At 48.0% G+C, this 13,046-nt stretch carries 7 protein-coding genes, 2 tRNA genes and 3 rRNA genes; 1 reads left to right on the forward strand and 11 read right to left on the reverse strand.

Features of this window, described 5'->3' with window-relative positions; genetic code table 11:
- Positions 1 to 200: 200 nt before the first annotated feature.
- The 11 genes from rrf to trxA all read right to left on the reverse strand — a co-directional run bounded on the left by rrf (position 201) and on the right by trxA (position 11,626).
- A 5S ribosomal RNA gene (rrf, locus tag AOT11_RS06450) occupies positions 201 to 316 on the reverse strand.
- Between the two features lie 89 nt (positions 317 to 405).
- Positions 406 to 3,293: ribosomal RNA gene (locus AOT11_RS06455) — 23S ribosomal RNA — on the reverse strand.
- Positions 3,294 to 3,575: 282 nt separating this feature from the next.
- Positions 3,576 to 3,651, reverse strand: a tRNA-Ala gene (locus AOT11_RS06460).
- 9 nt (positions 3,652 to 3,660) lie between these two features.
- Positions 3,661 to 3,737 (reverse strand) — tRNA-Ile (locus AOT11_RS06465).
- Positions 3,738 to 3,799: 62 nt separating this feature from the next.
- Positions 3,800 to 5,342: ribosomal RNA gene (locus AOT11_RS06470) — 16S ribosomal RNA — on the reverse strand.
- The 16S, 23S and 5S rRNA genes sit together here with 2 tRNA genes alongside, the layout of an rRNA operon.
- Positions 5,343 to 5,804: 462 nt before the next feature.
- On the reverse strand, positions 5,805 to 6,518 hold the full coding sequence (gene fre, locus AOT11_RS06480; RefSeq protein WP_017420170.1) for an NAD(P)H-flavin reductase: 714 nt from the start codon (positions 6,516 to 6,518) through the stop codon (positions 5,805 to 5,807).
- A 14-nt stretch (positions 6,519 to 6,532) separates the two neighbouring features.
- Complete coding sequence (locus AOT11_RS06485) at positions 6,533 to 6,805, reverse strand: 2Fe-2S iron-sulfur cluster-binding protein (RefSeq protein ID WP_026060770.1); 273 nt, start codon at positions 6,803 to 6,805, stop codon at positions 6,533 to 6,535.
- Positions 6,802 to 8,655, reverse strand: coding sequence for a 4-hydroxy-3-polyprenylbenzoate decarboxylase (gene ubiD, locus AOT11_RS06490; protein WP_017420168.1), 1,854 nt, complete (start codon positions 8,653 to 8,655; stop codon positions 6,802 to 6,804). Before ubiD ends, AOT11_RS06485 begins: the two co-directional genes overlap by 4 nt.
- 92 nt (positions 8,656 to 8,747) lie before the next feature.
- Positions 8,748 to 9,740, reverse strand: coding sequence for a hypothetical protein (locus AOT11_RS06495; protein ID WP_017420167.1), 993 nt, complete (start codon positions 9,738 to 9,740; stop codon positions 8,748 to 8,750).
- Positions 9,741 to 9,843: 103 nt separating this feature from the next.
- The gene (gene rho, locus AOT11_RS06500) at positions 9,844 to 11,103 is read right to left on the reverse strand and encodes a transcription termination factor Rho (protein WP_026060769.1); all 1,260 of its coding nucleotides are present in this window, start codon (positions 11,101 to 11,103) and stop codon (positions 9,844 to 9,846) included.
- Positions 11,104 to 11,299: 196 nt separating this feature from the next.
- Positions 11,300 to 11,626 carry a thioredoxin TrxA gene (trxA, locus tag AOT11_RS06505; RefSeq protein WP_011078987.1) on the reverse strand — a complete coding sequence of 109 codons (327 nt, stop codon included), beginning with the start codon at positions 11,624 to 11,626 and terminating at the stop codon, positions 11,300 to 11,302.
- 111 nt (positions 11,627 to 11,737) lie between these two features.
- Here trxA and rhlB point away from each other — a divergent pair, with 111 nt between their 5' ends.
- Complete coding sequence (rhlB, locus tag AOT11_RS06510; protein WP_017420165.1) at positions 11,738 to 13,045, forward strand: ATP-dependent RNA helicase RhlB; 1,308 nt, start codon at positions 11,738 to 11,740, stop codon at positions 13,043 to 13,045.
- The last annotated feature ends 1 nt before the right edge of the window (position 13,046 follow it).

Here is a 13,046-nt window from a genome sequence, read left to right on the forward strand (position 1 = left end):
TAAATCTTTTGGATTATCATCAACGAGTGCCCACACAGATTGATAGGTTTATATTGTTAAAGAGCTTTGCTTTCAGCGCCTTAGCACTTAAGCGAGGTGCGTATAATACGCGATTGACTCTGTAAGTCAACATAAAACTCTAAGCTTTTTGCTTAAAACTTTATGGTGACTCGTCTAATTAAAGACAAGTCGAATTAAAAGCCTGGCGATGTTCTACTCTCACATGGGGAAACCCCACACTACCATCGACGCTATTTCGTTTCACTTCTGAGTTCGGAATGGGTTCAGGTGGGTCCAAAACGCTATGGTCGCCAAGCAAATTCTTAAAATTCGGAAAGCTGTCTGCGTTCTCTACACATTCAATTCGTTCTTGCTTTGAGTCCATCAAAACCCTTTGGGTGTTGTATGGTTAAGCCTCACGGGCAATTAGTACAGGTTAGCTCAACGCCTCACAGCGCTTACACACCCTGCCTATCAACGTTCTAGTCTCGAACAACCCTTTAGGATACTTAAAGTATCAGGGAAGACTCATCTCAGGGCTCGCTTCCCGCTTAGATGCTTTCAGCGGTTATCGATTCCGAACTTAGCTACCGGGCAATGCGTCTGGCGACACAACCCGAACACCAGAGGTTCGTCCACTCCGGTCCTCTCGTACTAGGAGCAGCCCCCTTCAATCTTCCAACGCCCACGGCAGATAGGGACCGAACTGTCTCACGACGTTCTAAACCCAGCTCGCGTACCACTTTAAATGGCGAACAGCCATACCCTTGGGACCGACTTCAGCCCCAGGATGTGATGAGCCGACATCGAGGTGCCAAACACCGCCGTCGATATGAACTCTTGGGCGGTATCAGCCTGTTATCCCCGGAGTACCTTTTATCCGTTGAGCGATGGCCCTTCCATTCAGAACCACCGGATCACTATGACCTGCTTTCGCACCTGCTCGAACCGTCATTCTCGCAGTTAAGCGGGCTTATGCCATTGCACTAACCTCACGATGTCCAACCGTGATTAGCCCACCTTCGTGCTCCTCCGTTACTCTTTGGGAGGAGACCGCCCCAGTCAAACTACCCACCAGGCACTGTCCGCAACCCCGATTAGGGGCCAACGTTAGAACATCAAACATACAAGGGTGGTATTTCAAGGACGGCTCCAACGCAACTGGCGTCACGTCTTCAAAGCCTCCCACCTATCCTACACATGTAGGTTCAATGTTCAGTGCCAAGCTGTAGTAAAGGTTCACGGGGTCTTTCCGTCTAGCCGCGGGTACACTGCATCTTCACAGCGATTTCAATTTCACTGAGTCTCGGGTGGAGACAGCGTGGCCATCATTACGCCATTCGTGCAGGTCGGAACTTACCCGACAAGGAATTTCGCTACCTTAGGACCGTTATAGTTACGGCCGCCGTTTACCGGGGCTTCGATCAAGAGCTTCGCTTACGCTAACCCCATCAATTAACCTTCCGGCACCGGGCAGGCGTCACACCGTATACGTCATCTTACGATTTTGCACAGTGCTGTGTTTTTAATAAACAGTTGCAGCCACCTGGTATCTGCGACTCTCGTCAGCTCCATCCGCAAGGGACTTCACCATCAAGAGCGTACCTTCTCCCGAAGTTACGGTACCATTTTGCCTAGTTCCTTCACCCGAGTTCTCTCAAGCGCCTTGGTATTCTCTACCCGACCACCTGTGTCGGTTTGGGGTACGATTCCTTACAATCTGAAGCTTAGAGGCTTTTCCTGGAAGCATGGCATCAATGACTTCACTACCGTAGTAGCTCGACGTCGTGTCTCAGCCTTAAGAGTGTCCGGATTTACCTAAACACTCAGCCTACGCACTTGAACCTGGACAACCGTCGCCAGGCCCACCTAGCCTTCTCCGTCCCCCCATCGCAATTGTAAGAAGTACGGGAATATTAACCCGTTTCCCATCGACTACGCTTTTCAGCCTCGCCTTAGGGGTCGACTTACCCTGCCCCGATTAACGTTGGACAGGAACCCTTGGTCTTCCGGCGGGGAGGTTTTTCACCCCCCTTGTCGTTACTCATGTCAGCATTCGCACTTCTGATACCTCCAGCATGCTTTACAACACACCTTCAACGGCTTACAGAACGCTCCCCTACCCAATGTTCATAGAACATTGCCGCAGCTTCGGTTTACAACTTAGCCCCGTTACATCTTCCGCGCAGGCCGACTCGACTAGTGAGCTATTACGCTTTCTTTAAATGATGGCTGCTTCTAAGCCAACATCCTAGCTGTCTAAGCCTTCCCACATCGTTTCCCACTTAGCTGTAATTTGGGACCTTAGCTGGCGGTCTGGGTTGTTTCCCTCTCCACGACGGACGTTAGCACCCGCCGTGTGTCTCCCGGATAGTACTTACTGGTATTCGGAGTTTGCAAAGGGTTGGTAAGTCGGGATGACCCCCTAGCCTTAACAGTGCTCTACCCCCAGTAGTATTCGTCCGAGGCGCTACCTAAATAGCTTTCGGGGAGAACCAGCTATCTCCGAGTTTGATTGGCCTTTCACCCCTAGCCACAAGTCATCCGCTAATTTTTCAACATTAGTCGGTTCGGTCCTCCAGTTGATGTTACTCAACCTTCAACCTGCCCATGGCTAGATCACTCGGTTTCGGGTCTATATCCAGAGACTATGGCGCCCAGTTAAGACTCGGTTTCCCTACGGCTCCCCTAGATGGTTAACCTTGCCACTGAATATAAGTCGCTGACCCATTATACAAAAGGTACGCAGTCACACCACGAAGGTGCTCCTACTGCTTGTACGTACACGGTTTCAGGTTCTATTTCACTCCCCTCACAGGGGTTCTTTTCGCCTTTCCCTCACGGTACTGGTTCACTATCGGTCAGTCAGGAGTATTTAGCCTTGGAGGATGGTCCCCCCATATTCAGACAGGATAACACGTGTCCCGCCCTACTCGATTTCACTGAACATGCATCGTCAACTACGGGACTATCACCCTGTATCGTCGGACTTTCCAGACCGTTCGTCTAACACATGTAAAGCTTAAGGGCTAATCCAATTTCGCTCGCCGCTACTTTCGGAATCTCGGTTGATTTCTTTTCCTCGGGGTACTTAGATGTTTCAGTTCTCCCGGTTCGCTTCATTGAGCTATGTATTCACTCAATGATACTGGCTTATGCCAGTGGGTTTCCCCATTCGGAAATCGTAGACTCAAGTGGCTGTTACTGCCTCATCTACGCTTATCGCAAGTTACTACGTCCTTCATCGCCTCTGACTGCCAAGGCATCCACCGTGTACGCTTAGTCACTTAACCATACAACCCCAAAGGGTCTTTGTTAAACAACCAAAGTTGCTATCTCATTATTTGAATGAGCGAGATAGCGTTGATTTTGCCGGACTCAATTTCGAATAGTCACTTAAAAGTGACATTCCCAAGAACACTTGAATGTGTTTGTTGGTGTTTGTCTTAAAGACAAACATTGAGAACTTTACAAACAACAATAAATTGTTGTTTTGTCAGCTTTCCAAATTGTTAAAGAGCAGATTTTCTAATGAAAACCATTTTTAAAGATTCTTAAGGAAAAACCCTTAAAGATGGTGGAGCTATGCGGGATCGAACCGCAGACCTCCTGCGTGCAAGGCAGGCGCTCTCCCAGCTGAGCTATAACCCCATCGTTGAGTGGTGGGTCTGAGTGGACTCGAACCACCGACCTTACGCTTATCAGGCGTACGCTCTAACCACCTGAGCTACAGACCCACTAGATGCTCTAATCTAAACCGTATCAATCTGTGTGAACACTCATCGCAATAATCATCGTATAAGGAGGTGATCCAGCGCCAGGTTCCCCTAGCGCTACCTTGTTACGACTTCACCCCAGTCATGAACCACAAAGTGGTGAGCGTCCTCCCGAAGGTTAAACTACCCACTTCTTTTGCAGCCCACTCCCATGGTGTGACGGGCGGTGTGTACAAGGCCCGGGAACGTATTCACCGTGGCATTCTGATCCACGATTACTAGCGATTCCGACTTCATGGAGTCGAGTTGCAGACTCCAATCCGGACTACGACGCACTTTTTGGGATTCGCTCACTTTCGCAAGTTGGCCGCCCTCTGTATGCGCCATTGTAGCACGTGTGTAGCCCTACTCGTAAGGGCCATGATGACTTGACGTCGTCCCCACCTTCCTCCGGTTTATCACCGGCAGTCTCCCTGGAGTTCCCGACATTACTCGCTGGCAAACAAGGATAAGGGTTGCGCTCGTTGCGGGACTTAACCCAACATTTCACAACACGAGCTGACGACAGCCATGCAGCACCTGTCTCAGAGTTCCCGAAGGCACTCCAGCGTCTCCGCTAGATTCTCTGGATGTCAAGAGTAGGTAAGGTTCTTCGCGTTGCATCGAATTAAACCACATGCTCCACCGCTTGTGCGGGCCCCCGTCAATTCATTTGAGTTTTAATCTTGCGACCGTACTCCCCAGGCGGTCTACTTAACGCGTTAGCTCCGAAAGCCACGGCTCAAGGCCACAACCTCCAAGTAGACATCGTTTACAGCGTGGACTACCAGGGTATCTAATCCTGTTTGCTCCCCACGCTTTCGCATCTGAGTGTCAGTATCTGTCCAGGGGGCCGCCTTCGCCACCGGTATTCCTTCAGATCTCTACGCATTTCACCGCTACACCTGAAATTCTACCCCCCTCTACAGTACTCTAGTCTGCCAGTTTCAAATGCAGTTCCGAGGTTGAGCCCCGGGCTTTCACATCTGACTTAACAAACCACCTGCATGCGCTTTACGCCCAGTAATTCCGATTAACGCTCGCACCCTCCGTATTACCGCGGCTGCTGGCACGGAGTTAGCCGGTGCTTCTTCTGTCGCTAACGTCAAATGATAGTGCTATTAACACTACCACCTTCCTCACGACTGAAAGTGCTTTACAACCCGAAGGCCTTCTTCACACACGCGGCATGGCTGCATCAGGCTTGCGCCCATTGTGCAATATTCCCCACTGCTGCCTCCCGTAGGAGTCTGGACCGTGTCTCAGTTCCAGTGTGGCTGATCATCCTCTCAGACCAGCTAGGGATCGTCGCCTTGGTGAGCCCTTACCTCACCAACTAGCTAATCCCACCTGGGCATATCCTGACGCGAGAGGCCCGAAGGTCCCCCTCTTTGAGCCGAAGCTATCATGCGGTATTAGCCATCGTTTCCAATGGTTATCCCCCACATCAGGGCAATTTCCCAGGCATTACTCACCCGTCCGCCGCTCGCCACCCGAGAAACAAGTTTCTCTGTGCTGCCGCTCGACTTGCATGTGTTAGGCCTGCCGCCAGCGTTCAATCTGAGCCATGATCAAACTCTTCAATTAAAAGTTTTTGAAGCTTTCGCTTCGGCTCAATGAATACTGAATAAATTGACTGTGCCGATACTTAGTATCGTTTTGGTCACTCAGTTCATTGATAAATCTTTTGGATTATCATCAACGAGTGCCCACACAGATTGATAGGTTTATATTGTTAAAGAGCTTGCTTTTCGAGAAGTTTTTCTCTCAAAGCGGAGGTGCATTCTAGCGAGTTAATTTGAAGAGTCAAACACTTTTTCAAATTTATTTTCTCAGAAGCTTTTACCTCACCCGACGTTGCTGAGGCCTTACGCCGTCTGCCGTGTCGGTGGATGCGCATTATAGGGAAGGCAGTTTCTTTGGCAACCCCTAATTTGAAAAAAAGTCACCAAAAGCGTTCGTTTGATTACAAAGACAACGATATGGCGCAAAAGAGAGCAAAACACCCCCTTTTGCGACTAATAAGATGGGGTAAATGATAGGACTAACTTAAATAAAGGCGTATGCATCAGCAAACATTCTTTCACGTTTAGCTTGTTTTTGCTGTGTAAATTGCTCTCTTGCTAAGCCAGCCATCTCAAATCGACCAGCGATGTAAATGTCATAGTTCTCCAAACTACTAAAATCCTCGTGGATGGCTTGTAATACATTACCCACTTTTCCCTGCCAACTCGCAGGAGACTCTTCCACGACGGGAATAAAATGCACATTCGCACTTTGATTGGCAATCAAAGCCAACTCTTCGCTCGCGTAAAGTTGTGAATAATCCCTAGCACCCCAGTAAAGATAAATTGGGTTTGGCTTATTCTGCGCGATGCAGTGATCGAGAATAGAACGTACATAACTAAAACCCGTTCCACCCGCAATAAGTAACATCGGTCTTTCGCTCTCTTCACGAATCCACGCATCGCCATGCGGGGCGTCGATATCAATATAGCTATCGTTATCCAATGCATTTTGCATCACTTCCACCACTTCAAGTGCATAGGCATTATGCTCGGCAGCACCGATGTGTAACTCTAACTCCCCTTGATGACGACAAGGGCTACTGGCAATGGAAAATGGGCGCTTGTCTTTCTCACCCATCACCACCATGAGATATTGACCTGCCTTGAAGGAGACTGGGTTTTCAGGATGCAATAGGATCTGGTAAGTGTTGCTGGCTAGTGGCTTAATCGACTTTACTTTACATTGAATTGTCATGGTATTCCTCTGACTTACTCTTCGGCGAAGGTAAGTTCTAAATTACTTTCTGTATAGGCCAGACAAGGAAATATCCAGCCTTGTCGTTGTTCTTGTTCAGTTAATAGTGGCTCTAGTTGATAACGGATCTCTCCAGAGACTTTCCGGCACATGCACATTGCACATGAGCCCATTTGGCAACGGCTTGGAAACGCAATGTTATTGTTGAGCGCAGCGTCCAAAACCGTTTCACCTTCTCTGACAACAAAAGAGATATCCATAGGAAGAAGGCGTACCATATGGCTCATAGGATACCGAACTCCTGCCAAAGCGCATCGACTTTAGCCACAAGTTTAGGATCTTTTTTAATCGGTTTACCCCATTCTCTCGTGATTTCTTCAGGGTACTTATTGGTTGCATCAAAAATCAATTTGGCACAGCAACCCTCACTACTCTCTAACTTCAAGGTGTCGCGTGATGGATCCATCCGCGTAGTGATCGCCCAAATGATGTCATGCCAGTCATCGGCTTTGACATCGTCATCACACACAACGATAAACTTATTGCTCTGTTTGACGTACTCTACTTGCCATAAGCTTTCTACAACTTCTTTGCATTGCCCAGCATGGGTTTTATTGATTTTAATCACCATAAACTGACCGCTCGCCACTGCTGGCACATAGACATCAGATATTAAAGGGTGGACCGCTTTAAGTGCATTCACATCGATACCTATCTGCGATACAAACTCTGTGGCCACCGTCGCCCCCTGCAATGCAAGCTCCACCTCCCATTTTATGGTGGCATCTAGGCCCATCTTCGAACCTAACCCAGCGACAGGTGAGGCAAAATCGAGTGAATCTATCGGCGTGCTCTCAATAAATAGAGAGTCGAGTATCGGGTTCATATTGTTCGTCATTGCCTTAACGACATCGTCCCAATCACGCGCATTCACTGATTCATCACACACCACTACATATTTGGTGTACATAAACTGACGCAAGAAAGACCAAACACCCATCATCACGCGCTTCGCATGGCCTGGGTACTGCTTTTTCATGGTCACGACAGCCATTCGGTAAGAGCAACCTTCCGGTGGCAGATAGAAATCTTCTATTTCAGGGAACTGCTTTTGCAAGATTGGCACGAAAACTTCGTTGAGGGCCCCCCCTAATACTGCGGGTTCATCAGGTGGACGACCGGTGTAAGTACTATGATAGATGGGCTCTTTACGCATGGTAATATGCGTAATGGTAAAAACGTGGTGTTTTTCCTTTTCATTGTAATAGCCAGTATGGTCACCATAAGGCCCCTCATCGGCATACTCGTTCGGATCGATATAGCCTTCGAGGACGATTTCTGCACTCGCAGGAATTTCGAGATCATTGCTGACGGACTTAACCACTTCGGTTTTACTGCCACGCAAGAGGCCTGCAAACGCATATTCCGAAAGCGTATCCGGTACTGGTGTCACTGCACCTAAAATAGTCGCAGGGTCCGCACCAAAAGCGACGGAAACAGGAAATGGTTTTCCGGGGTACTTTTCCATCCAGTCACGCAAATCCAGAGCCCCACCTCGGTGTGCTAGCCAACGCATGATGATTTTGTTTTTCGCGATTTTCTGTTGACGGTAGATCCCCAAATTTTGGCGTTTTTTGTTGGGGCCTCGCGTAATGGTTAATCCCCAAGTTAGCAGTGGCGCAACATCATCTTGCCAACAGCTCATCACGGGAATCTTGTCCAGATCCACTTCTTCACCTTGCCAAACTACTTCTTGGCATGCGGCTTTACGCAGACGTTTCACAGGCATGTTTAAAACTTGCTTGAACACTGGCAACTTATCTAAAGCGTCTTTAAAACCTTTAGGTGGCTCAGGCTCTTTGAGATAAGCAAGCCACTGACCCACCTCACGCAATTCTTTAACTTGTTCTCTTCCCATCCCCATCGCAACGCGCTCAGCGGTACCAAATAAGTTTGTCAACACTGGGATATCGTAACCAATTGGGTTTTCGAACAGTAAAGCCGGACCACCCGCTCGCAGTGTTCGATCGCTGATCTCGGTCATTTCATAAGCGGGATCAACTGGGTGAGTAATGCGCTTTAATTGCCCTTTCTTCTCTAGGTGATTGAGGAAATCGCGTAAATCCTTAAAACTCATAGGCCTTCTACATGAAGTGGTTAAACTTGAGGCAGTATAACAAAACGTATTTCGATAGGATCCGCTAATTTTGTGAGGCTATTTTGCAACTTTTATTTTAAAGCTTGTGCGATGAGATGACGCTTAACCGGGTAGCCACCCGATAATACCTCTTGCAACCATCGCTCATGACCTTGTTTACTGAGCTCTTTTGCCACCAGCGCAGCGTCATCAGGCAGAGCCATTCTCGTAATAAGAAACTGCTTCACGTCTTGGGAGAGCGGATGTTTACTCGCCAGCACCTGAATCGCTTGTTCTTTCAGGCTTGGATTCAACGCTGCCGCCATCACTTGTTGTAGCGCCTGTTCATCCCCCATGGTCGCTAAACGTGTTAACTCTGCTTGGCTGTTGTGATCGGCTTTCATCCGCCACAGTAGATGGTACACATCTGAACGTTCACTCACTTGAGCAAAACGCACCACTACGGCAGAAGAAGGTAACCAAGTGGTGATGGGCTTATCAACTAATTGATTCACTAATCGATCTAACGCCTCTGGCGACAAACTGTCCAACTCTTTGAGTAGCAAAGATTCACGCAATTGAATTTGATTCGTAGAGCCTGAGAGCCATGTCTGCAAATCAAGCTTTCCTTGCTCCGCTAATAAAATGAACTCCAACGTGGATTGGTCTTGTTTCCAGCGTTTTATAAGTCGACTGGCAATGGCAGGATAGTTAAACGCAGGGACAGTAAACTCGTAACCCTCCCCTTTTTCTACCACTTGATAAGCTGGCGTTCGCTTGATTTGTGACTCAACAAAAAGCGCCATCCGAGGCGTTAAGATCACTTGATTTTTCTCAAGCTTATCGAGCAAGACATAACGCACCACTTCTTGTTGCGGAAGTGCCAATCGTTCTAAAGAAAACTTCAGCTCATTTGTTTTGTCGCGAAGTGCATAATCCAAAAGCTCAGAGACTTTACTCTCGACTTGTTGATCTTGAAGCCACTGCTGCACCGTGTCAGCGGGCACTTCCTTCGCCAACGCTATCTGCGGCATCCAAAACAGTGATAAAGAGAGGAGTAGCGACGACAACAGTCCATGTTGCATATTAACCTCCTGTTAACATTTGAATCCATTCTGAACAGTTATTCGGCTAAATGCAAACAAAAACGCCACTCGAGGTGAGTGGCGTTTTCTTAAGGTTCGTCTTTTATTGACGGCGCATTGCGTCAAAAAACTCATCATTGGTTTTCGTCATCGCAAGCTTGTCGATGAGGAATTCCATCGCGTCCGTTTCTCCCATAGGATGAACTATCTTACGCAAAATCCACATCTTCTGTAGTTCATCTGACTTCGTCAGCAACTCTTCACGACGAGTACCAGAGCGGTTGAAGTCAATCGCAGGGAATACACGTTTTTCCGCGATCTTACGGTTCAAATGCAGTTCCATGTTACCGGTACCCTTGAACTCTTCGTAGATCACTTCGTCCATCTTAGAACCGGTATCAACTAACGCAGTCGCGATAATGGTTAAGCTACCACCTTCCTCAACATTACGCGCCGCACCGAAGAAACGTTTTGGACGGTGTAGTGCGTTTGCGTCCACACCACCTGTCAGTACTTTGCCTGATGAAGGAACGACGGTGTTGTATGCGCGAGCAAGACGAGTGATCGAGTCAAGTAGAATCACAACATCTTTCTTGTGTTCAACGAGACGCTTCGCTTTCTCGATGACCATTTCAGCAACTTGAACGTGGCGAGAGGCTGGTTCATCAAAAGTAGAAGCAACCACTTCACCTTTCACTAGACGCTGCATCTCAGTCACTTCTTCTGGACGTTCATCAATCAGTAGAACCATCAACACACACTCTGGGTGGTTGTAAGTGATGCTCTGAGCGATGTTTTGTAGCAGCATGGTTTTACCCGCTTTTGGCGGAGCAACAATCAAACCACGTTGGCCTTTACCGATCGGCGACGCCAAATCCAATACACGTGCTGTGATGTCTTCTGTCGAACCATTACCACGCTCCATCACCATACGCTCATTCGCGTGCAGCGGCGTCAAGTTCTCAAATAGGATCTTGTTACGAGCGTTGTCTGGTCTATCATCGTTAACCGTGTTGACTTTCAACAGAGCAAAGTAGCGTTCGCCATCTTTAGGCGGGCGAATTTTCCCTGCAATCGAGTCACCAGTACGTAGGTTGAAACGACGAATTTGGCTTGGTGATACGTAGATATCGTCCGGACCAGCTAGGTACGAACTGTCTGCACTACGTAGGAAACCAAAACCGTCTTGCAGAATTTCCAGAACCCCGTCGCCAAAGATGTCTTCGCCGCCTTTTGCGTGCGCTTTGAGGATGGCGAAGATGATGTCTTGTTTACGCAAACGCGCCAGGTTTTCCAGACCCAAGCTCTCACCGAGCTTGACTAAGTCTGATACCGGTTTGTTTTTCAATTCGGTAAGGTTCATGGTGGTGGATTCTTGTTTAGTCAAAATAAGATCTGTTTTCTAGTTAAGATGGATTTGGTCTCAGGATCGACCAAGAAGAGAAGTTGTTTAATTAACGTGCGATAAATTAGCACTAAATAAAACTCTAGTCCAGAGTTTGAAAAAACAAAACCGCGCATTTTGATATTGCACGGTTTTGTTATTAATCACTTATGGATTATAGGTTCGCATCCAAAAACTCTTTCAATTGAGTTTTTGACAGTGCGCCCACTTTCGTTGCCGCTACACTGCCGTTTTTGAAAAGCAGCAGGGTTGGGATGCCACGAATACCAAACTTAGGTGGTGTACCTGCGTTGTGGTCAATATTCAGTTTGCCGATAGTGAGTTTGCCTTCGTACTCTTCTGCGATTTCGTCCAGGATTGGGGCAATCATCTTACAAGGACCACACCATTCTGCCCAAAAATCAACTAGTACTGGGCCTGCAGCGTTAATAACGTCGTTTTCGAAACCTTCGTCAGACAGCTGCAAAATCTTGTCACTCATCTTCCACTCCAATGTGTTTTTCGAAACTGGTTGGATGATAACCAGTAATTTGATGCTCTATTGGAATGTATTTGCTTTCTTAATGCAAGCTTTAGCTGATATTCTATAGCCATGAAAAAGACGCATATCACAGAGCAAAAGTTCGCCGATTTGGGTTTAAATCCCCAAGTTGTTGAAGGATTGGAGAAAAAAGGGTTTGAGTTTTGTACCCCTATCCAAGCCTTGGCGTTGCCGGTACTGCTCTCCGGCCAAGACATCGCAGGCCAGGCCCAAACCGGGACTGGTAAAACGCTCGCGTTTCTTACTGCTACCTTTAACCATTTGTTGACGACCCCTGCACACGAAGGCCGTCAGCCAACCCAGCCACGTGCCATCATCATGGCGCCAACGCGTGAGTTAGCGATTCAGATCTACAACGATGCTGAGCCTCTGATCGCAAGTACTGGCATCAAAGCAGCCCTCGCTTACGGCGGTGAAAGCTATGATAAGCAGTTAGCCAAGCTACAAGGTGGCGTTGACGTACTGATCGGTACCACTGGTCGTATTATCGATTTTTACAAGCAGCGTGTGTTTAACCTCAATAACATTCAAGCAGTTGTTCTCGATGAAGCCGATCGCATGTTCGATTTGGGCTTCATTAAAGACATTCGTTTCTTGTTCCGCCGCATGCCAGCACCACAAGAGCGTTTGAACATGTTGTTCTCAGCGACGCTTTCTTACCGCGTGCAAGAATTGGCGTTTGAGCACATGCATAACCCAGAACACGTTGTGGTTGAGCCTCAACAAAAAACTGGCCACCGCATTCAAGAAGAGCTGTTCTACCCTTCAAATGAAGACAAAATGGCGCTGCTACAAACACTGATTGAAGAAGAATGGCCAGATCGCGCGATCATTTTCGCTAACACTAAATACAAGTGTGAATCCATCTGGGCTCATCTCGCTGCCGATGGTCACCGTGTTGGCCTGCTCACAGGTGATGTTCCACAGAAGAAACGCGAAAAAATTCTTGAGCAATTTACCCAAGGTTCTGTAGATCTCCTAGTGGCAACCGACGTAGCAGCACGTGGACTGCACATACCGCAAGTAACGCATGTCTTTAACTACGATTTACCTGATGACTGTGAAGACTACGTTCACCGTATTGGCCGTACTGGCCGTGCTGGGGCAAGTGGCCACTCGATCAGCTTTGCTTGTGAAGATTACGCTATCAACTTGCCAGCAATTGAAGAGTACATTGAGCACACCATTCCAGTATCAGACTACGATTCAAATGCCTTGATCCAAGATCTACCCGCGCCAGTTCGTACGCCATCGTCACGCAATCAGCAACGTCGAACCAATACTGGCGGTGCACGCTCAGGTGATCGTAAGTCAAACAACCGTCGTCCACGCCAACCGCGTCAACACAAGGAAGCGTAAA

Origin of the sequence: Vibrio vulnificus NBRC 15645 = ATCC 27562, assembly GCF_002224265.1 — a bacterium.
Taxonomy (GTDB): domain Bacteria; phylum Pseudomonadota; class Gammaproteobacteria; order Enterobacterales; family Vibrionaceae; genus Vibrio; species Vibrio vulnificus.